This window comes from Curtobacterium sp. C1 (genome assembly GCF_021049325.1).
Classification (GTDB): Bacteria; Actinomycetota; Actinomycetes; order Actinomycetales; family Microbacteriaceae; genus Curtobacterium; species Curtobacterium citreum.
In genome coordinates this window covers 527,736-548,249 of record NZ_CP088076.1, presented here as the reverse complement: position 1 = coordinate 548,249, position 20,514 = coordinate 527,736, and the positions used below count along the sequence as shown (strand labels likewise).

The window sequence follows — 20,514 nt, the reverse complement described above, 5'->3', positions numbered from 1 at the left end:
GACGAGCCGACAGGCCCGTGAAGGTTCCGCAAGAGAGCTCGCGGCTCCGACGGGCGTTTGCTTCTATGGCTGCCGAGCGGCGGCTTTGACGGCGCATGAGGGCCGACGCTCAGCACCCCCCTGTCGCTGCACGCGGTCCCTGCACACCCGCATCGCAGCGAGGTGCAGGGCGCCGGGAAGCGGTCCCCCACCGCTTCCCGGTGTCAGCCCATGCGGCGCAGTTCCCACCCGGCGGCGGAGGCGATCTGCTGCGGCGACGCGTTCGTCGTCGCGTATACCTGCACCGTCTGCTGCTTGACCGACGGAGCACCGCCGGCCTTCATCTGGCTCTGACCGAGCGCCTGCTGCGCCCGCGCGGGGATCGGCGCGCGGCCGGCGAGCATGTCGTTCGAGAGCATCACCTCACCGCCGTGCGCGAGGATCGGGATCGGCGCGTTCATGGCGCCGGGGATGACGCCGCCGACGTCGAACGACGGCAGGTGGATGCCGCCGAGGACGCCGCCGACCGTCGAGGCGACGCTGGACGCGGCCGACGAGATCCCGTTGATCGCCGACGAGATCCCGCCGATGATGTTCGAGATCGTCGACGCGGCCCCCTTGATGAACGAGATGACCGGCCCGAAGGCGGTCTGCACGATCGATCCGAGCCCGGACCACATCGCGTTCCACCCGGCGGAGATGTCGGCTCCGATCGACTGGAACCAGCCGACGACGGACTGGAAGATCGCCACCGCGGCGTTGATGTCCGCCTGGAACTGCTGGCGGACGAACTCGCCGATCTTGCTGTTCCAGAGGTCGGACCACCAGGACGCGAGCGTCGCGCCGATGCCCTGGAAGAACGAGACGACCGCCTGCCACGCGGAAACCAGGAACGAGGTGATCTGCTGCCAGTGCGTCGCGACGAGGATGATCGCGGCGACGAGGGCGACGATCGCGAGGATCACGATGCCGATCGGGTTCGCGTCCATCGCCACGTTCCACGCCCACTGCGCGGCGGTCGCGATCCCCATGATCGCCGCGGACGCGACGATCGGTGCCTTCTGGGCGATGAGGGCCGCGGTCTGCACGGCGAGAGCGGCGACGGTCCGGGCGGTCGACGCGACCCACGCGGCCGCCTGCCCGGCGCCCTGCGCGACGCTCGCCGCGGCGAACGCTGCCCCGCGGGCGGTCGCCTGCGCGAACGCCACGGACTGCGCCGCGACCCACCGGGCCGCGCCGGCGGCTGCCTGCGCCACCCAGCGGGCGTAGAAGACGGCCCACTGCGCGGTGCCCGCTGCGATCGCGGTCGCCTGCTTCGCTATCCACTGGCCGGCGTACATCCCCCACAGGGCGACGGACTCGGCGACGGAGACGGACTGCTTCGCGACCCACTCGGCGGCGAACATGCCCCACAGCGCGACGGACTCCGCGACCGACGACGCCTGCGCGGTGATCCAGTCCGCCGCGTACATGCCCCACAGGGCGATGGACTCGCCCGCTGAGGTCACCTGTTCGGCGATCCACGCGGGCCCGTAGGTCAGCCACAGGCCGACCCACTCGACGGCGGCGCGCGACTGGGTCGCAATCCACTCCCCCGCGTACATCGACCAGATCGCGACGGACTCCGCGGCGGACGCGGTCTGCTTCACGATCCACACGGCCGTCGCAGCCGTCATCCGGGCGAAGCTGACGACGGACTGCGCAGCCGCCCACGTGATCTTCGCGACGTACGCGGCGATCGCGACGAGGAGGACGCCGCCGATGACCGACGCGATGCTGATCAGCACCGCCGGGTGCTTCGACAGGCCCTGCATCCAGGCGTTCCCGAACTGCAGGGCCGCCGACACCTTCGGGATCAGCGCGGTGCCGATCTCGACGCCCACCGCGGCGATAGCGCCCTTCGCCTGGTCGAGCTGGACAGCCAGGTTCTGCTGCGTCTGCGCCCAGGTGGAGATGTCCTTCCCGCCGTGCTTCGCGGCGTTGCCGACGTCCTCGACCCGGGCCTTGAACCCGGCCATGTTCTCGCCGCCGAGCATCAGCGCCGTGTTCAGGCCGGTCGCCCCGCCCATGACCTGCTTGAGGTAACCGGAGAAGGTCAGGGCCGCCGGGTTCCCGGCCTTGATCATGTTGTTGAATCCGTCGGCGTTCTTCGCGACGGACAAGAACTGCAGGCCCATCGCGGCGGACGTGTTGTCCATGCCCTTGACGGACTTCTGGTAGTCCATCAGCCCGACCTTGCCGTCGAGGTAGGACTGCGAGAGCTGCTGCAGCTGGGGCGGCATCTTGCCGAGCATCGCCTGCAGGTCCTGCGACGCCGCGGCGCTCTTCTTCATCGTGTCGACGACGACGAGGCCGCTCGGGCCCATCTTCTTCGCGATGGCGTCGTAGACGAGGTTGATGGTCCCCGTCAGGCCGCGCTGTCCGAGCTTGGAGGAGACGTCGACGGAGTCGAGGCCGAGCTGCTGCATGGCCTGCGAGGCGACCGCGTTCGGGGCCTGCAGGTTGCGGATCGTGTTCGCGAGTTCCTGCGTCGCCTCGTCGGCGGAGGTGCCGTGCTGGGTGAGGGTCGCGATCGCCCCGCCGACCTGGTCGAAGCCGATGCCGGCCGCCGACGCGACCGGGATGACGGTCGACAGCGCGCCGGCGTACGCCTGCATCGTCGTCTTCGCTTGCCCGGACGCCGCGACGAGCTCGTTCTCCGTCCGCACGGCGTCGGACGCCTTGAGGTGGTACGACATCATCACGCTCGTCAGCGCGTTCGTCGAGGTCGCGAGGTCGACGTTCTCGGCCTTCGCGCCCTCCGACGCGGCGCGCAAGACGTCGATCGCCGCGGCACCCCGGTAGCCGGCCTTCTCGATGACGTATGCGCCGTCGGAGAGCTGGTCGATGGAGGTGCCGGTCGCGCCGGCGAGGTTGAGGATGCCGTCGGAGACGACCTTCACCCCGGACTTCGTCTCCCCCGCCGCGGTCTGCAGCAGCGTCATGTGGGACTGGAAGTCCGTCGCCATCTTGAGCGAGACGCCGCCGACGACGAGGCCGGCGGCGAGGAGGCCGACGCCGACGATCTTGCCGGCGGCCGCGACGCGGTTGAAGCCGCGCTCAATGCCGGATGCGGACGAGTTCACGGCCGCTTCCGTCTTGGAGACGGCAGCGTCGACGCCCTTGAGGTCGGTGATCACCTCCCCCGCCCGGGACTTCAGTTCGAGGATGAGCGGGGGCAGCATGGCCATCGGGGTCCGCCTTCACGGGTCAGGGGTGAGCCACCTCAACCAGGTGGCGGCGGCTAGCGCCTGCAGCTGCGGCGCGGTGCTGGTGACGGCGGGGACGAAGTACGGGAACGGCGGCTGGTGGTACTTGCGGCCGCGCGAGTCCTGGCCGAGGAAACCGAGCTCGATGCGGCGGCCGTAGACGACGGACGGGCCGACGACCGTGCCGTACGACGCGACGCCGAGCCGGGCGACGGGCTCGTGCCGGATGCTGCGTCGGAGGTCGCCGGACACGACGTTCGGCTTGTCGCCGCCCTGGTGCGGTTCCCCTCGGGCGTGCGAGCCCTCGAAGTTCCGCTTGGCGGCCGCCTCGACGATCGCGGCGCCCTTCGTGGTGATCTCGCGGGAGGCCATGTCCGCGCCGACCATCGCCTTGTTGAGGGCGGCGCGGACCGCTGCTGCTCCGATCAGCGGCATCAGGTGGCTCCGTTCGCCGCGGCGCGCTGCTGCTTCCGCTCGCGCTCCCGCTCGAGGTCGTCGATGTGCAGCGCCCACCGGATCGAGTCGAGCGGTTCGTCGAGGTACTCGGCGTGCGAGAGGTGGAACAGCTTCCGGTACCGGTACTCCGAGTACTGCTGGTGGGCTTCTACGGGGACGTCAGCCCCGGTGCCTGACTCCAGCGCTGCCCTCAGGCGTCGGAGCCCCCAGTAGGGGAATCCGGGTCCTCGACGGCGTCGACGGTGAACATGTTGACCAGGCTCGACGCCTGGATCTTCGCGGCGTGCCCGACGAGCGCGTCGTACAGCGGCCGCGGAAGGTCGAGGAGCTCGTCAGCTTCGGTCGGGACCGGCTCCGCCTTCGTCCACCCCTTGAGGTACGCGACGGCGGCGAGTTCCTGCAGGTGGATGATCTTCTCGGTGTCCTCGATGGAGAGGGACAAGTCGAACGGGCCGAGCTTCGTCGGGTCGACGATCCCGGCGGCGCGGAACGCCTCCTGGAACTTCGGCATCAGGTGGGCGTTGAGGATCGTGAGGGGCCGCTCGCGGCGCGGGGTGAGCTCGCCGGGCTTGTAGAACGTCGCGACGCCGCCGCCGGGCAGCTTGAGGGTGGTGAGGTCTTCGGTCTTCGGCCCGGGGGTCGTAGCGGCCTTGCGGGTCGTCGTGGTGCTCTTGCGGGTTGCCATGGGTGCCTCCGATGGGTGTGGAAACGGCTGAGGCCCGCCATGTGGCGGGCCTCAGCCGTAGGGGTGGGGTGGGTCAGTACGCGACGGCGACGGGGGTGAGGAGCGTCGCGAGGATCGGCGAGACGTTGCCGCCCGCGGCGACGTCGGTCGGGTTCGCGAGCCCCTTGAACGCCGACTTGATCTCCATCCACTTGTTCGTGCCCGCGGGGTCGGCGCTGTCGAACGCGACCTTGGACAGCTGCAGGGTGAGCGAGTGGACGCTGTCGCCGACGGGCGCCGTCTTCACGGTCACGACCGGCTGCGTGTTCGCCATCTCGGAGGCGAGGTTCACGTCCGCCGAGCCCTGGTAGACGGCGACCAGCGATCCGGCGATCGACACAGGCCCGGCGAAGATCGCCATCGGGGCCTGCTGGCCGTCGAGGTTCGGGATCATCTCGGTCGCCCGCTTGATCTCGAGGTCGACCTCGCTGTACTGGTTCAGCTGGTTCCCCGCGATCGTGATCACCGAGTTCCAGCCGGGCATCGGCGGCTGCGTCGTCGGGGTGTTCGTCGGGGCGGCGATCGCGACCGCCGGCATGCCGACGAACGTGACGTCGACCTCGATGAGGCCGTCGGACTTGATCGTGAACTTGAGGTCGGAGACCTGCGCGCCAGGCATCTGCCACGCCTTGCCCGCGCCGTCGAACCAGAACACGGTCGTCGACTGCGGCTGCCCGTTGTTGCCGGACAGCAGCGACGTCTTGTGCGTGTACGGGTCCGCGGAGCCGGTGATCGTGTCGGCGACGCCGAGCGCAGCGCGGAGGAGGAAGAACACCGAGTCGATGTAGGCGTTCGTCTTGAACGTCACCTGGTCGTAGCGGGTGCCGTTGACCTGCTGGTGCTCGACGGCCATGGAGCCGCGGAGGGCGGTGTCGACGAGCTTCTGCGTCGGGTGCGTCCACACGGGGGTGTCGGCGGGGACGAACAGGGTCGGCGTCGCGACGGGGGTGCCGTAGGTGGTCTCGGCCGCGAGACCGACCCACTGGGTGTTCGCGGCAGCGAAGGTGGGGGTGTTGCCTGCCATGTCAGTCCTTCTCGGTCTCGGTGGTGGCCTCGGGGGCCGCGGTGGCGTCGGCGACGCCGAACGTGGTGGTGAGATGCTCGGCGAGGTCGTCGGCGAGCTCGTGGAGGTCGGCGTGCACGAGCGGCTCGTCGACCTCGAGGACGTCGCCGGGGTGCAGGACGACGGTGGAGCCGTCGGGACCCGGCGCGACGGTGAAGCCGTCGCCGGTGTGCGTGATCTTCACGTGGGGGCCATAGGACAGGTCCGTCGCGACGACGGGGAGATTGCCGGTGAACAGGTAGCGCAAGATGCCCTCCTCAGGCGGTGATGATCTCGATGACGTCGACCTCGAGGCGCGTCCAGTTGTGGATGACGCCGTTGGTGCGCCGGGGCAGGTCGCGTTCGTGGCGGATGTCGTTGTCGCCCTGCCCGAACTGGAAGACGGTGCCGCCTGCGCCGGTGCCGGCGGTCGGGTCGGAGCGGATCCGGTCCTTCACGGCGTCGACGATCTGGTCGAGGGGGCCGATCCAGGAGTCCTCCCCGTTCTCCGGCACCTGCGAGGGGATCAGGTACTGGTAGGCGATCAGCAGCGACACCGTGTAGTCGATGCGCTTCTGCCCGGTCTCGACGGGGATGGTGATGCGGGACTCCTGCGCCCGGTCGATGTGGACGTACGCGAGGGCACCCCAGCCGCCGTTGTCGGCGAGGTTCCACGTGCCGCCCTGGATGAACCACGGCTCGTCGCGGTACCAGTGCTGGATGCCGGTGATCGGCGGGGCGGCGAAGAACTCGACGAGCGCGGAGCGGAGCGCGGCGTCCGGCATCAGGCGACCCTGCGGAACGGGGCGAGCAGCTCGGCGGCGATCGTCTCGTCGCCGGACCCGGACGGGTCGAGGGTCTGCTTCTGCGTCGGTTCGGAGCCGAGGGACGGCATCACGAATGCGGAGTCGCCGCGGGTCTTGATGAGGGCGGAGGTCTTGAGGACGGTCGCCTGCTTGATCGCGGGCGGCAGCGCGGACACGGCGACGTCGGCCTGGTGCTGAAACAGCAGCGCTGCGGCGAGCGTGACGGCGTTGCCGGCGACCGCGACGACGGTGACCTGCTCGGTCGCGCCCGGGTCGTAGATCGTGACCTGCATGCCGGGGATGATCCCGAGCGTCGAGTCGACGGCGATGGCCGTCGCGCCGGCGGCGGCCGCGGCGCTGAGGAGGCTGTTCGCGTACCCGTTGACGTAGTGGACGACGGCGGCGACGGCCGCGCCGGCGGGGAACTGCACCGGGACGGTGATCGTCTTCCGGCCGATCTCGACGAGCGGGATCGTCGTCGCGGGCAGCAGCTGCACGCCCGCCTGCGAGGAGCCGACGGACACATCGACGACGGCGACGATCGGGGTGTTGTCGAGCGGGATCCGGATCGTGTTGTCCGCGGTGACGCGGTACCGGCCGGCCTGCGTGTCGAGGGTCGCGGCGAGGATCTTCCGGCACTCCGTGTCGACCCACGACGACGCTCGGGCGATCGTCTGCGCGAGCGCGTCGGCGTTCTGCTGCGCGGACCCGTTCGGGACGAGGCTGGACACGTCGACGCCGGTCGGGGACGCCGTGTACTCGGCGGGCGTCAGGTACGGCGTGCGGGACGCGTACGTGGGAACGATCGGGTTCACGATCGTCATGGGTGCCTCCGTGGCGGTGTGGGTCCGGCGCCCGGACGTGGGAGGCGCACTTCCGGGCGCCGGGGATGGTGGGGGCGGGGCGGCTCGTGGCCGCCCCGCCGGTGTCACGCTGCGGGCGTGGCGTCCGTGTTCGCGGCGTCGTGCGCGGCGGCTTCGGCCTTCGCTGCGTCGGCCTCCGGGTCGGCGGCGGGCGCGGTGGCGGCCGGCTGCTCGTCGGCGGGCTTCGCCTCGGCCTCGGCGGCGGTCTTCGCAGCCTCGGCGGCGGCAGCGGCCTCGGCGGCCTCGCGCTTCTTCTTCACGGCCGCGGACTCGCGCTTCTGCTTCGGCGCGGGCCCGGCCTGCTTGGCGTCCGTGTTCGCCTCGCCGTCCTCGCTCTGGTCGCTCGTCGGCGTGTGGTCGCCGGTGCCGTCGTCGTCCGACGTGACGGGCTCGTCGACGGGCAGCGGGCCGTTGTGGCGGTGGAAGCCGAACACGCGGATCAGGTGCTCGCCGAGCTCCTCGGCGACCTCGAAGATGCCGTGCTTGGCGTGCAGCTCACCGGAGTCGGTGGCGATGGACGTAGCGGTGTCGTGCTTGACGAGCATGGGTGCCTCCTGGCTGGTCTGGGGTGGGTGGCCGCTGATTCGCTACGCAGGCTCAGCGGCCGAAGCCTCGATAGCCGCCGTGCCGCTCGGCACGACAATCGGGCAGGGCAGGTGACCCGCCCTAGGGGTCACCTGCCCTGGAACGCCGGCTGAGGTCAGCCGATGTTGCTGATGACGCCCATCGCGACCGGGGCGCGGTTCACGAGGGTCGTCGACGACGAGGTCTCACCGTCGAAGCGGGGGCCGCCGCCGGCGACGCCCTGCACGCGGGACACGCCGTACTCGTAGTCGGACACCGGGGCCTCGTCACGCTGCTCGAGCGTGTTGGTGATGTTCGAGTTCGGGAACGGCACCGTGTCGGTGCGGGCGATGAGGATGCCCGGCGCCAGGTTCGGGTGGATCTCGATCTCGATCGGGGTCCCACCGGTCGACTTGTTGATGTACCAGGACACGTTGCCGCCGGCGACGACGTCCGTGCGCTGCGCGGCCTCGTTCGGGGCGAACATCGTGACGGCACCGGCCGCCGAGGTGAGCAGGCCACCGGAGAGCTCCGACGCCGTCTGGGACGACATCATGTAGGCGGTCGGCGACAGCTGGACGCTGGCGTAGATCGCCGCGTTGAGGCGGTCGAGCTCGGCGACGTTTGCGCCGTTGATGGTGAACCCGGCACCGTCGAGGGACTGGAACGTCGCACCCGACGGGACACCCTGGCCGGCGGTGACCTGACCGTACGAGCCGGGCAGGGCGTAGTCGCCGGCGAGCGACGCGAGGAGGCCGTTGAAGTCGTTCGGCTTCGCGGACCCGTCGACGGTCGGGACGGCGGCCGGAGCGACCGCGTAGATGCCGGGGAGCAGCGGCACGGGCTGGTTCGCGGTCGGGATCGTGGTGATCGTGACCTTGTTGACGGTGGTGGTCGTCAGGTAGAACCCGCCGACGAACCAGTCGTACGCGACCGCGCCGCGGACCGCGGTGACGGTCGCGACGGCGGAGTTCGTACCGCCGGCGTTCGAGGTGGTCGCCGAGACGATCGCCGTGGCCGCGCCGGAGCCGCCGTAGTTGTAGTTCGACAGGGTGCGGGCCGCGACCTGCACCTGCACCTGCGTCGACGCGGGGATCGAACCGCCCGTGGTGGACGGGACGACGGTCACGCCGGTCGGGGCGGCGAGGGCGAACGACTGGCCGCCGAGCAGCTTCTTGTCGGCCGCGATCTTGTACTGGTTGAGGCAGTTGAAGAGCGCGATCGCCTTCGCGTCGGCGTAGCCCTTCGCCCGGTTGATGGCGTCCTTCGTCACCGTGTAGCCGGTGCCGATCTTGCCGTACGCCGCGGCGACGTCGATCTCGCTGATGTTCACCAGCGGGGCGGCGTAGTCGTACGGCGTGCCCGGGTCGGGCTGGGTGTTGTTGACGTTCGTCAGGGCGCGCCACTGCGCGAACCGGGCGCCCTGCTCGGGGCTCGTCTTCGGCAGCTGGTTGTAGAACGGCGTATTGACCGGGATGAGGGAGACGACGTCGGAGAGGTCGACGCCCTGCAGGCCGGTGCTGATGTTGACGCCGGCGGTCGTCGCCTTCTTGATCTCGTCGAGCGTCTCGGCGCTGATCTGGTTGAGGTCCACTGGGGAGCCTTTCTGGGCACGGCGAACAGCCCCGCGGGTTGGCGGGGCTGCTCAGGGGATGAAGGGGTGGGTTGGTCAGGCGAAGCGGGAGCGGATCTCCGCGAACGCGAGCTGCGACTGCAGTTCGCGGGTCTGCGCGGGGTCCTTGCTCTCGGCGATCGCCTTCCGAAGCTCAGCGTGCTGGTCCTCGGCTCCGTCGCGGGCGGCGACCCCGGCGACGCCGGTGGCGCCGTTCAGGACCGGGCTGCGACGGTCGTCCGGGCTCTGCGCGATCTTCTCGAGACGCTCCTCCAGCTGGGCGACGGTCTTCGCCAGGTCGGACTTCTCGTCCGCCTGCTTCGCGAGTGCGCCGGTGAGCTCCTTGAGCGCGTCGAGAACCTCGAGGTCGAGGCCCTTCGTGACGGGGGTGTCGTCGTCCGTCTGGGCGGGCGACTGGACGGTCTCGGTGCCGGGGATGACCTTGCTGTCGTCCGTGGCGTCGGCCGTCTGGTCTGCGGTCTGCTCGCCGGTGGTGGCGGCGGCAGCGGTGTCGGTCGCGGCGGCGTCGGTGGCCGCGGCGTCCTTGTCGGTGGCCGCGTCGTCGGCGGCGGCCGGGGTGGCGGCGAAGGTGGTGATGTTGGATGCCTTCACCGCGCCGAGCACCTTCCCGTCGGCGGTGTAGACGAGCGTCAGCTCCTCGTCGTCGGCCTTCACGACCGGCTCCTCGGCGTCGGTCTTCGCGACGTCCTCGACGGGGGCGGGGAGGCTGCCGACGACGTCCTCGAGCAGGGACTGCGCCTGCCGGATGCGGCCCTCGTTGACGCCGGACAGGACCCGGCCGGACTTGAGGACGACGGACGCGTCGTCGGTCTCTCGGTCCTCCGCCTCAGCGGCCTCGGACACGGCGAATGGGGCGAGCGCGGCGACGATGCAGTCGACGGCGTCGGATGCGCCCTGCAGGGTCCACACGTTGTCGGCGTCGTCCGGGTCGCCGCCGACTGCGACCTCGGTGGCCTCCCGCTCGATCGCGGCGGTGATGTTCCGCTTGAGGGCGACGGCGAGCTCGATCGCGGTCTGCGCGTTCGCGGCGTCGACCGCTTCCCACGCTGCCGACGTCGGGTCGTTGGGGTCGCCGGCGGCGTCGACCTTGCTGGTGTCGACGGTCGGGTCGATCTTGTCGCCAGCGTCCTTCGCGAGCGGCTCGTCGGTGGTGTCGGTCATGTCGCCCTCCTGGGCCTTGGCGAGTGCGAGGACGTCGTCCGCGCTGAAGATGGATGCGTCGTCCGAGGTGGCGGACTTGGCGAGGAAGAACCGGGTGCCGTTCGCCGCCTTCGACACGAGGTCGACGCGGGGCGTGTGCATCTCGGTGATCTCGGTGTCGTCGTCGAGGTCGCTCACGGGTTGCTCCTGATGGGTCGGCGGCGTGCGGTGCCCTGCGGCGACCAGCCGGTGATCTTCCCCGCCTTGTAGAGGTTCCAGGCGGGGTCGTCGAGGATCGCGCCGATGACCCAGTCGCCCGGGTCGACGGTGACGCTCTCGCCGTCGTCGAGGGGGAAGGTGGTGGGGTCGCCGCGGTGGATGTAGGACTCGACGACGGTGGCGTGGCCGACGGTGCCGTCGGCGTGTTCGACGCCGATGTCGCGGCTGCCCTTCATGAAGTTCCAGGCGGCCTGTTCGATGACGTCGGCGGAGGCGATGTCGCGCTTGCCGTCGGCGCCTCGCTTGACGAGGTCGTTGCGGCCGGCCTTGAACGCGATGCCGAGGACGTAGCGGTGGTCGGCGGTCATCACCGCACCGCCGATCGGACTGCGCGCGGCGCGGTCGCGGCGGCGGCCGCGCGCTTCGCGATGTCCCGGAGCGACCGGTCGTGGGCCTGCTGGACGGCGACGCGGTGCTCGACGTCGAGGCGGGCACCGAACCGGGAGAGGAACACCGGGTTCGTCGACACCATGAGGGTGTTGTTCTGCGCCTTGAACCCTGCCGGATTGGCGACGTCGGCGCGGAGGCTGATGCCGGTGCCCTCGCCGCTGTCGGACCAGTTCATGCTGCCCTCGAAGCCGATGCCCTGGCCGACGAGGATGCCGCCCTTCGTGTGGCTGATCTGGTGCGTCTCCGAGTGGCCGATCGCGAACGAGTAGTTGAAGTCCTCGCTGTTCGTCTGCTGGTCGAACTCGACGATCTTCCGCTCGTGGACGCCGCCGGCCTGCGACCGGTCGAGGGTGGCCTGCACGTGCACGGCGGGGTCGTCGAACAGGCCCATGATGTCGGCGTTGAGCTCGTCGTCGTCGTAGCCGAACATGTTCAGCTTGAACAGGAGCCGTTCCTGCGGGATCAGGTGGTGCAGGATGCCGTGGCAGTCGTCGCGGCCGACGAAGAACACGTAGTGGTCGCCGTAGCCGGGCTGCAGGTGCCCTTCGGGGGTGAACTGGCCGAGCTCGGCGAGGCGGGGGTCGTCGATCATGCGTGAAATCCGATCGCGTAGTGACGGAGTACGGGTGGGATGCCGGGGCCGCAGTTGCGTGCGGCCGCCAGCCGGAGCCGGAGAACCTGCGCGCAGGAAAGAAAGGAAAGTGGCGAGTGGCGCTGGTCGAGCCGCTATACGCTGCGAGCATCATGATCGATTGGCTGCTCGGACTCCTCACACCCGCTCAATGGGATGCCTGGCGCGGTTGGCTGACGACTCTCGGTGGCCTCGTGGCCCTGTTCGTCGCGACCAGCACGTACCTACGAAATGGCCGCATCAAACGAGAGGAGCAAGCACGCCTGGTCTACTCGAAGCACACCCACGTTGATCTGTACGAGGTTGGGCAGACGTTCTCACTCAAGTCACCCGCAGCAGATTCCGGCCAGGTCATTGAAGGCGCCGCGGACGTCGTCATGAATCCCGATTCCACCTCTGCCGAGAGGTGGCTCGGCCTCGCTCTGCAACCGCTGATCCAGGTGAGGGTGGTTATCCACAACGGGAGCAAGGAACTCATCGGCCCGGCTCGACTTCAAGTGCTGAACGCCGGGAACGGCCTGATCTGGGAAGACTTCTCGATTAAAGTCGACGCAGTTGGACCCGAGACGGACTATGTGGTCGATGCCGTGTGGATCAATAGCTTCCATCCAGGAATGCCTAGTCTCGCAACGACCGTCATCTTCCGCGATGCGAGCGGACAATGGTGGAGACGTCATCGCTCGGAGCCGATCGAACGCGTCCACGATGACCCCGAGAACTCAGGCCCAACGGCTGCAGAACGGTCAAGAATTCGCCAGCAGCAGAGCGACCAGGGCGTTCTGGAAGCGGAGCGCATTCAAGAGCCTCGTCCGACAGCCGCCGTGCGACTTCATCGACTTCTTCGCAGGTGGAAGGGCAAATCACCCACCCCCTGACGGTCCCTTAGCTGTTCGAGCAGGTCGGGGCGGAACCCGCCCCACACCTCGTCGCCGACGACGACGATCGGCGCGGCCGTCACGCCGAGCGACCGAGCCGCGTCGGCGACGCCGTCCGCTTCCGCGCTGTCGTGGACGAACGGGACGGCGTGGTCGGTAAGCCACTTCTCCGTCAGCCGGCACTGCATGCAGTTCGGCTTCGAGTAGACGCGGACGGTCGGCTGCGGGCTCACGGTGTTCCTGTCTGCGGCCGGCGGCCGCTATCGATCTGAGAGCCGAACGCTCGTCGGCGATGGGAAGTCGCACAGCAAGCGATCACGGCGGGGACCAGCGCCGTAGCCTCCGGCTGTGCACGCCTTCCTGATTGCTGCTGTCGTCGTCGTTCTCGTAGCAGTCGCCGCCGCTCAGACGTACTTCACGGTGGGCCCGGGCGGTAAGAAGCGACGGAAGTAGGCGGATGAGCCAGAAGCGTGCCTTCTTCGATGCGCCCCACCCGGCAGCCCTGATCGTGGCTGGCGTTCTCTTCGCCGTCATGGGCTTCGTTCTCGCCCCGGGGCTCGGCCCTCAGGGGCACCGTGCGATCATCGACCCGTTCACGGCGAGTGCTCCGGTGTGGACCGTCGAAGCGGTGATGGCGCTCGTCGGCCTGACCTTCATCGTCCAGGGGATTGGCACGATCCTTCGTCGTCGCGGAGGTCGGTGAGAGCTCGGCGGCGTGCCGGGCCCGGGCGAACTAGTCGCTCGCCGGACCCGACACGTCGGCATCGGGGATGGAGTCGGCGCGCGGCGCTGTGGAGCACCGGCACCTCGGGTGGATCGGCGTCTGCGCGCCCGCGTCGTTCAGCGGATGCGGGTTCGCCGCCTCCGCCGCCAGACACACCGGGCAGGCGCCCGCTGAAGTGATGACGTCGAACTCGGTGACGCCGTTGACGTCGTACACACCCAGCGACGCGGCGGTGATCGCCCGCGCCGTCTCGGTGTGCGCGATCAGCTCGGCGCGCCAGTCGGACCCGACGAGGTCGGCGAGGTCGTCGGCGATCCGGTCGGAGCCGTAGCCGTTCCGGACGCCGTCAGCGATGCCGTTCCCGATCTGGTCGAGGATCGTGTCGCTGATGCCGCTGATCGTGACCCCTGCCGTGTCGAGCAGGTCCGCGAGTCCCCCGTCGGCGACGAGGTCGGCGGCGGTGTCGTCGCCGGGTTCCCACGCGTCCCAGTCGACGTCCACGGCCGCGGTCCCGGCGTTGCCGGTGACGGTGAGCGCGTGGGCGCCGATCTGCTGCATGGACGCGTGGACGCCGGCGAGGTACCCGTCGGCGAGGATCCGCCGCACCGTCTGGTCGAGTTCGTCGAGCGGGAGGTTCACGGGCAGCTCGGACATGACCTGCTCGAGCAGGGTGTCGTCGACCGCCTTCGTGAGGCGGCTGCCGACGGTGTCGACGATGCCGGCGACGTTCACCTGTCCGACGGCGGCGCGGAGGCCGTCGCGGACGGCTGGCGCGTAGTGGTCGGTGATGCGGAGGTCGTAGCCGAGCTGGGGTGTCACCTTCGGGGTGTCACGCCAGCTCTTCACGAAAGGGGCCGCATCGTCCTCCCCATGCTCGTCGAGGCGTGCGAGGACGTGCTCGGTGAACGCGGACTGCGGCGGTGTCGGCTCCGCCTCGTCGGCGGTGTCGGGCAGCAGCAGCGGCAGCACCTGGTCGAGGTTCGCGGCGAGCTCCGGGCGGACCATCGGGTTCCCGGTCAGCGCGGCCGGGTCGACCCACAGGATCGCCTCGACGGCGTCCCCGTCGGGGTCGTCCGGGTTCACGATGACACCGTCACCGCGGACCGGCACCGACGACTCCTGGTCGACCGTGTACACGGTGCCCTGGTAGACGCCAGACGACCATGACGAACCGATCGTCCCGAACGGGGGAACCGGCACGCCGGTCTCCTCCGCCCACTCACGGCCCGCGGCCTGCAGCGGCGTCTCGTCGCCCTCGATGTGGCCGCCGGGGAACTCGAGTGTCCCGCCGGCGGGGTCGGCGTCGTCGAGCGCCCGCTGCAGCATCAGCACCCGGCCGGTGTCGGCCGCCCGGACGGCGAGGCCCGCGGCGACGAGGTCACCGGCAGCCTTCCGCACCTGCGCGCGGCCGGCGTCGTTCAGCCGGTGCGCGTCGACGGGGTCGGTGGCGGTGAACTGGAAGTCGCGCCAGGTGCCGCGCTTGCGGCGGGTCTGGGTGAACTTCCGGAACGCGGCGAGCTCGCTCTTCACGAGCTGCTCGTCGTCGTCGTCCTCGTCGTGGCCGAGCTGGTCGACGCCGGACAGGCCGGTGTCGATCGTCACACCGACGGTATCCGCCTTCGCGACCGGCGCGGACGGGTCCGCGACGACCGCGGTCGCCGGGTCCGGCTGCTCGAGGTCCGGGAACTCCGGCTCCTCCGGGTCGGACGGTGCCCGCTTGAACGACGTGCCGCCGGGCAGCTTGTCCGGCATCACACCGTCGGTGCCCTCGAACGGGGTCGGGTCGAGCGGCACCCCGTCGACCGGCGCGGCGGTCTCCGGGTCGATCGGTCCGGCGACGCGTTCCATCGCGACGAGCGGCACGAACCCGAGCCGCGACGAGATGATGCCGCGTGGGACGGGCCGTTCGTTGTCGATCGGGAGGCCGAACTGCTCCGACCGCCACTCGTCCGGCGAGACGGCACCGCCTGCGACCGCGAGGTTCCACACCTGCGCCTGCTGCAGGCTGTCCTCGACGTCTCGGCCGGTGTCGAGCGTCACCTTCACCGGCAGGCCGAGCGACGTCTGCACGTACCGGTTCAGGATGCTCTCCACGAACCGCACCCACGGGAGCGTGTTCACGCGGAACTGCACGTCGACCTGCGTCTCACCGTTCGCACGGTTCACGTCGTCGATGATCCCGAGATCCTGCGGGACGACACCGAACGCGGCGGCGACGCGGGACATCAGGTACTGCGGGAACGTCTTGTCGAAGACCTTCGGCTTCGTCTCGATCAGCTGCGTCCCGGCAGGCACCGCGATCAGCTTGTGCAGGATCGACTGGTCCCCGGACGTGAACGCGTCCCAGTAGTCCTGCCACTCGGCGACCTGGTCAGGCGACGAGATGTCCGGCGGGAGCTGCATCAGCCCGGCGGGCACGGTGCCGTCGGTGAACATCTGCAGGAAGTGCCACTGGAACCGCATGTCCGTGTTCGCGGTGAGCAGCACCGACTCGATCGGCGCGAGCCCGAACGGGGAGTCCGTCTGCGGGCGGAACCGGCGGAACAGGATGTCGTCCGCCGTGAACCACGTGTCCGTGATGCCCTTGATGCGCTGGAAGTACGCCGGCGCGGGCGGTGCGGGGCGGCGGCCGTTCTCGTCGACGTACGGGAACACGGTGGTGCCGTCGACGACCTCGAGGCCGATGACGTCGCCTGCCATGTTGCGGCGCTGGTACAGGACCGTCGAGTCGTAGCGCAGCGCACCCTCGAGGACGAGCGCGAGCCACTCGGCGTAGTCGTTGTCGCGGTCGGGGCGGGCGAGCGCGGCGCGGGCCGCGTCGATCGCCGCGGACACGTCACCGGAGACGCCGTCGGCGGGCTGGAACAGCGGCTCCATGGACCGCATCTCGTCGATCTTGTGGTTGATGCACATCCGGGCGACGTCGTACGCGTCGATGATCGCCTTGAGAGTGGCGTAGGAGGTGCGGCCCCACGCTTCCCGCGACGACGACGCGATGTTCACGCCGACCGGGTAGTCGGTGGCGCGCGGCCGCTGCGAGTACCCGGTGCGGGGCAGCAGCGGCGACCCGGGCCCCATGTCGGAGGTGCTCGCCATGCCCTCCGCGTACAGGGCGGCGGTGATCGGTGCGGGCGTCGACGAGGTGGCCTTGATCAGCTCACGGCCGTTGCGGTCGACCAGTCCGGGCATCGGTGCCGCCTTCCTTCATGCGCTGCGCGGTGACGCGCCAGTTGCGGGTGCTGGTCTTCGGCTGGTCGCCGAGCTGGTTCTTCATGTGCTGCAGGAACGCGGACCCCTCACCGACGCGGAGCAGCAGTCGGGCGAGCGCCTGCGACGTCGCGTCGACCTGGTCGTCGTGGGCGGCGTTCGGGAACGAGGTGGCTTCGTCGAGGAGGTCGTCAACGTCGAACAGGGCGACGTCCTTCGACGGCAGGTGCACGTTGCCGGCTTCGATGAACGGGGCGACGGCGTTCGCGCGGGAGTACTTCGAGTCCTTCGGGGTGATCGGCACGATGCCGGGGATCGTCTTCCGGAGCGAGTCGATCACCGCGGTCCCGTTCGCCTTGTCCTCGATCAGCTTCGCGGTCGCCTGCGGCCACCGCTTCACCATCGCCTCGAACGCCGTCTTGGTGTCGGTGAACGACATCCGCTTCTTGATCTGGTCGATCAGGTACACGTCGGCGCCACGGCGGGCCCACACCTGCCCGACGACGAAGTCGCTGGCCTTGGTGTCCTTGAACGTCATGTCCCACGACAGGATCACATCGTCGACCTCGTTGAGGCGGCAGGTGCCGGCGGCGACGTCCTCCGACCACAGAGGCTGGTCGTAGCGGCGCCACCAGGAGCGCTGCCACACGTCACCGGTCGCCGGGCTGGGTCGGCCCTGGTAGAGGGCGTTGAAGACGCGGGAGCCGGCGCGGGTGCGGATCGCGTCCCATTCGGCGGGGGTGCGGCCGCGGGCGGACGGCAGCCACGTGCCGGGTGTCCGGTCGAGCGGGTCCGTCTGCCCCTTGGCGGGGTCGTGGTCGGCGAGGGCGGGGATGTTCACGACCCGCCACAGGTGCCCGTCCTCGGCGGCCTGCAGCCGTCCTGCGAGGTCGTCTTCATGCCAGCGGGTGAGGATGACGATGACGGGTGCGCCGGGCGCGAGACGGGTTGACGCGGTCGACTGCCACCACGCCCACACCATGTCGCGGTAGTTCGACGAGTCCGCCTGCACGGAGTCCTTGAACGGGTCGTCGATGACGAGTGCGTCGACGGGGCGGCCGGTGAGGGACGACTGCACGCCGACGGACACGACGCCGCCGCGCTTGCCGTCGAGACGCCACCGGCGTGCGGCTCCGTTGTCGCGTGCGACGCGGAGGCCGAGGTCGAGCATGCCGTCTTCGCCGTCGTTGGAGACGATCCAGTTGCGGATGTCCCGGCCGAACCCTTCGGCGAGCTCCTGGCTGTAGGAGGCGATCGCGAAGCGGCGGTCGGGGTCCTGCAGCAGCGCCCACAGGGTGCCGGTCTTCGTGACCCGTTCGCTCTTGCCCTCCTGCGGCGGCATGGACACGATGAGGCGGGCGTCGCGGGTGTTGTAGGCGCGGACGAGCTCCCGGTCGATGATGTCGAGCGCGGGCGTCTGCACGGTCTTCGGGTTGATGGCGCGGGCGAGGTCGCCGGGGGTGGCGTACGTGTGCTCCGGCGGTCCGAGGTTGCGGAGGGCTGCGCGGAACGCTGCGAGGTCGGACGGGTCAGCCTGCGACAGCGGCGAGGTGAGCTTCGATGGCACGGGGCATCGCCTCTCGCTGCTGGTCGGTGAACCCGAGTGCGGGGTCGGTCATGACGGCGACCATCACCTGTGCGAGGAGCGCTCCTTGCCGTTCAGCGAGTCGGACTTGCCGTTCTGCGAGGCCGGCGGCGATCGCCTTGGTGGCGAAGGTGGCGAGGCGGTCGCGTTCCTGGTTCTCGAGCTGGATGAGGCCGCGGATGTACTCGCCGGTCTTCGTGTCGCCGCCGAACTCGGACACGGCGATGGTGTCGCCGATGAGGATGTCCTCGATCGTTGTGCCGGGTGCGAGGTCTTCGATCTTCTCGGCGATGAGAGTCGCGTACCGGTCGGCGCGGATCCGCGACTGGGTGACGAGGCGGAGCAGCACTTCGCCGGGGTCGTCGACGGCCTGCCCGAGCGTCCACGCGGCAACCTCAGCGCGGACAGCAGCCCTCGCGGCGGTCTTCGGGTTTGCGCCGCCGTGCATGCGGCAGACGGTGCCGCCGGCGATCGGGTTGTTGCGGCAGGGGTCACCGGACCGGGTCGAAGCGGAGCACTGCACGTCAGCCTCCGTGTCGCGACTCAGAAGAAGTAGTTCGGCCGACGGTAGTTACGTGGGCGGTTCTTCCCGACCCAGTGGGCCCGAGCGATGCTGCGGGCGGTGATTGCGATACAGGCCAGCCAATACAGGACCCAGCCGAGTCCCTCGAAGAAGCCGCGATTTCCCCACGGGTTCGCATCCTGATCCGAGAACAGCGCGAGCACGAGGAACAACCCGAATGCGCCGAGGATGAGCGCGCCTGCCAGGAGTTCGTACATGCGAGGCTGCAGCTCAAGCACGGCGATTCGCTCAGCGAGGTGATCCCGAGCGTTCTCGATCATCTGCTTCTGGTCGCTGTGCAGGGATCCTTCGGCGAGCATCTTCTCGGTGCGCTCCCACCGCTTGAAGAGCGTCCGTTCGCGGGCTACCCCGGCCACCGCGACGATGAAGGCCGCTGGGAGCGCGAGTATCGCCGCGAGGCCAGTCAAGTCCATCAGCCCATTGTGGTGGAGGGCACCGACCTTGGAGTCTCACTGTGCAGCGCGAACATGATGATGCGGACGCATCGGCCTCGCAGCGGACCCGAATCGTCGGGAGGCCGATGCGCCCTGACCCTCCTGCAGGCGACTAGACGCCCCCGTGCAGACCATTCGTTGCCGATCCGATTGCGGCTGGCCCGATGCGGCAAGCGGACAGGGGATCGCCGTCCCCGGCGCCATCGGTTCAGGCGGGGAGGAGGTCCGGTAGGAGCTTCCAGAGGTCAGCACCGCGGAGCGGCGTGAAGGGCAGGGTGAAATGCAGACCCTCTGCTCCTGACAAGACGAGGTTCCCGTCAGACGGCCACGACGTCGACGGCCGGTACATGTCACGTGACGACACTTCGGATAGGTGCGCGCTGCGGACGTCGGCGCGACGACGGACCCGCACGTCGACTCGGGGGCCCTGCTCGACGTTGGATGAAGTCGCAAACGTCGCCGTCACAAAGAGCTTCGTGGTCACAACCCGGATCTCACCCTTGATCCACAGTCGACGGTCCTGAGGCTGCGCGATGACATCGAGGTAGCGGACCTCCGACGCGTCCGGGATCCAGGCCGTTACCGGCTCGACGACCGCGGCGATGATCTGCTCCGCGCCGTACTGGCTGGTGCGCCCGTGGATCGCTCGGACGAGTTGAGCGAGGTCCGTGTGTCCGTCGTCGAGAGCGGTCGTGGCGATCGATGAGCCGACGTCCGTCAGAGAAGTGTTCAACATGCGCTGAAGCTACCGTGAGCCTCTGTCGTCCATGGGGTCGTGCACGTGCATGGGGTCAGAGCGACAGCAGGTTCCCGAGATCGGCGAACGGGGCACCGTGGAACGCTTCCAGTTTGATCGGCTCCCCCTCCCGCATGTGCAGGGTGACGGAACCGTTGGGCCGCCACTCTGATTCCGCTGCGTCAGTGGGCTGGGTGCGCACTCCCTCGAAGGTGACCTTCCGGATGTCGGAACGCCGTACCGCGATCGCGCTGGAGTCGACGTTCTGCGCAACGATGTAAGCGTCGGGTCCGGACTCCGCCGACATCTGCAGTGCGATCAGCAGATCGTCGGTGACGATGGTCGCCGTTCCTCGAAGAGACCGCTCGTTCGTCGCTTCCGACTCAGAGGCGAAGTTCACATCGATGTCGGCGTACATGATCCGCTCCGCCGTGCGCACCAGAGGCACCGCCGAACCGAGGAGGTTTCTCCGGACCTCCCGATGCAGACTGTCGCCGTTGCCCACAAACACCGCTTGGACAGCCTCGCTGATCGTCCAGGCGGAGCGGGAGGGCAGTGCTGCGATGTGATCGACGAGAGCATCGACCTCAGAAATCTTCATGCACGCACGCTAGC

At 69.5% G+C, this 20,514-nt stretch carries 21 protein-coding genes; 2 read left to right on the top strand and 19 right to left on the bottom strand.

Translation table 11 applies throughout. The features are described from left to right. Positions 1-203 precede the first annotated feature (203 nt). The 12 genes from LQK89_RS02760 to LQK89_RS02705 form a co-directional block, all read right to left on the bottom strand. Entirely contained in the window at positions 204-3,209 is a 3,006-nt protein-coding gene (locus LQK89_RS02760; RefSeq protein ID WP_231050116.1) for a phage tail tape measure protein, read from the bottom strand. 12 nt (positions 3,210-3,221) lie between these two features. Further along, positions 3,222-3,662: an HK97 gp10 family phage protein gene (locus LQK89_RS02755; protein WP_231050115.1), complete on the bottom strand. Its 441-nt coding sequence runs from the start codon at positions 3,660-3,662 to the stop codon at positions 3,222-3,224. 211 nt (positions 3,663-3,873) lie between these two features. Further along, positions 3,874-4,368: a hypothetical protein gene (locus LQK89_RS02750; RefSeq protein ID WP_231050114.1), complete on the bottom strand. Its 495-nt coding sequence runs from the start codon at positions 4,366-4,368 to the stop codon at positions 3,874-3,876. A gap of 73 nt (positions 4,369-4,441) precedes the next feature. After that, complete coding sequence (locus tag LQK89_RS02745; RefSeq protein ID WP_231050113.1) at positions 4,442-5,431, bottom strand: phage tail tube protein; 990 nt, start codon at positions 5,429-5,431, stop codon at positions 4,442-4,444. 1 nt (position 5,432) lies between these two features. Continuing rightward, on the bottom strand, positions 5,433-5,717 hold the full coding sequence (locus tag LQK89_RS02740; RefSeq protein WP_231050112.1) for a hypothetical protein: 285 nt from the start codon (positions 5,715-5,717) through the stop codon (positions 5,433-5,435). 10 nt (positions 5,718-5,727) lie between these two features. Beyond that, on the bottom strand, positions 5,728-6,234 hold the full coding sequence (locus LQK89_RS02735) for a hypothetical protein (protein ID WP_231050111.1): 507 nt from the start codon (positions 6,232-6,234) through the stop codon (positions 5,728-5,730). Then, positions 6,234-7,079, bottom strand: a complete 846-nt coding sequence (locus LQK89_RS02730; protein ID WP_231050110.1) for a hypothetical protein — start codon at positions 7,077-7,079, stop codon at positions 6,234-6,236. The genes LQK89_RS02735 and LQK89_RS02730 overlap by 1 nt, the downstream gene beginning before the upstream one ends. Before the next feature lie 104 nt (positions 7,080-7,183). Next, positions 7,184-7,663 (bottom strand): hypothetical protein, encoded by a 480-nt coding sequence (locus LQK89_RS02725; RefSeq protein WP_231050109.1) that lies wholly within the window; start codon positions 7,661-7,663, stop codon positions 7,184-7,186. Between the two features lie 155 nt (positions 7,664-7,818). Next, positions 7,819-9,276, bottom strand: coding sequence for a hypothetical protein (locus LQK89_RS02720; RefSeq protein ID WP_231050108.1), 1,458 nt, complete (start codon positions 9,274-9,276; stop codon positions 7,819-7,821). A 75-nt stretch (positions 9,277-9,351) separates the two neighbouring features. Beyond that, on the bottom strand, positions 9,352-10,653 hold the full coding sequence (locus LQK89_RS02715; protein WP_231050107.1) for a hypothetical protein: 1,302 nt from the start codon (positions 10,651-10,653) through the stop codon (positions 9,352-9,354). Beyond that, a complete protein-coding gene (locus tag LQK89_RS02710; protein WP_231050106.1) occupies positions 10,650-11,042 on the bottom strand; it encodes an XkdF-like putative serine protease domain-containing protein in 393 nt (130 codons plus the stop codon). Before LQK89_RS02710 ends, LQK89_RS02715 begins: the two co-directional genes overlap by 4 nt. Continuing rightward, positions 11,042-11,716, bottom strand: a complete 675-nt coding sequence (locus LQK89_RS02705; protein ID WP_231050105.1) for a hypothetical protein — start codon at positions 11,714-11,716, stop codon at positions 11,042-11,044. The genes LQK89_RS02710 and LQK89_RS02705 overlap by 1 nt, the downstream gene beginning before the upstream one ends. A 20-nt stretch (positions 11,717-11,736) precedes the next feature. Between LQK89_RS02705 and LQK89_RS02700 the strand changes: the two genes are divergently transcribed. Then, positions 11,737-12,630: a hypothetical protein gene (locus tag LQK89_RS02700; protein ID WP_231050104.1), complete on the top strand. Its 894-nt coding sequence runs from the start codon at positions 11,737-11,739 to the stop codon at positions 12,628-12,630. On the opposite strand, the gene LQK89_RS02695 is transcribed toward LQK89_RS02700, so the two are convergent. Then, complete coding sequence (locus tag LQK89_RS02695) at positions 12,585-12,863, bottom strand: glutaredoxin domain-containing protein (RefSeq protein ID WP_231050103.1); 279 nt, start codon at positions 12,861-12,863, stop codon at positions 12,585-12,587. The two genes, LQK89_RS02700 and LQK89_RS02695, sit on opposite strands and share 46 nt — an antisense overlap. Before the next feature lie 224 nt (positions 12,864-13,087). Between LQK89_RS02695 and LQK89_RS02690 the strand changes: the two genes are divergently transcribed. Then, positions 13,088-13,333 (top strand): hypothetical protein, encoded by a 246-nt coding sequence (locus LQK89_RS02690; RefSeq protein WP_231050102.1) that lies wholly within the window; start codon positions 13,088-13,090, stop codon positions 13,331-13,333. Between the two features lie 30 nt (positions 13,334-13,363). On the opposite strand, the gene LQK89_RS02685 is transcribed toward LQK89_RS02690, so the two are convergent. The 6 genes from LQK89_RS02685 to LQK89_RS02660 all read right to left on the bottom strand — a co-directional run bounded on the left by LQK89_RS02685 (position 13,364) and on the right by LQK89_RS02660 (position 20,500). Further along, the gene (locus LQK89_RS02685) at positions 13,364-16,543 is read right to left on the bottom strand and encodes a phage portal protein (RefSeq protein WP_231050101.1); all 3,180 of its coding nucleotides are present in this window, start codon (positions 16,541-16,543) and stop codon (positions 13,364-13,366) included. Further along, positions 16,512-18,128, bottom strand: coding sequence for a phage terminase large subunit (terL, locus tag LQK89_RS02680; RefSeq protein WP_231050100.1), 1,617 nt, complete (start codon positions 18,126-18,128; stop codon positions 16,512-16,514). The genes LQK89_RS02685 and terL overlap by 32 nt, the downstream gene beginning before the upstream one ends. Next, positions 18,091-18,669, bottom strand: coding sequence for an HGGxSTG domain-containing protein (locus tag LQK89_RS02675; RefSeq protein ID WP_331000566.1), 579 nt, complete (start codon positions 18,667-18,669; stop codon positions 18,091-18,093). The genes terL and LQK89_RS02675 overlap by 38 nt, the downstream gene beginning before the upstream one ends. A gap of 20 nt (positions 18,670-18,689) precedes the next feature. Next, positions 18,690-19,142 (bottom strand): hypothetical protein, encoded by a 453-nt coding sequence (locus LQK89_RS02670; protein WP_231050098.1) that lies wholly within the window; start codon positions 19,140-19,142, stop codon positions 18,690-18,692. 229 nt (positions 19,143-19,371) lie between these two features. Beyond that, a complete protein-coding gene (locus LQK89_RS02665) occupies positions 19,372-19,899 on the bottom strand; it encodes a hypothetical protein (RefSeq protein ID WP_231050097.1) in 528 nt (175 codons plus the stop codon). Between the two features lie 55 nt (positions 19,900-19,954). After that, positions 19,955-20,500, bottom strand: a complete 546-nt coding sequence (locus LQK89_RS02660) for a hypothetical protein (protein ID WP_231050096.1) — start codon at positions 20,498-20,500, stop codon at positions 19,955-19,957. Between the last annotated feature and the right edge of the window lie 14 nt (positions 20,501-20,514).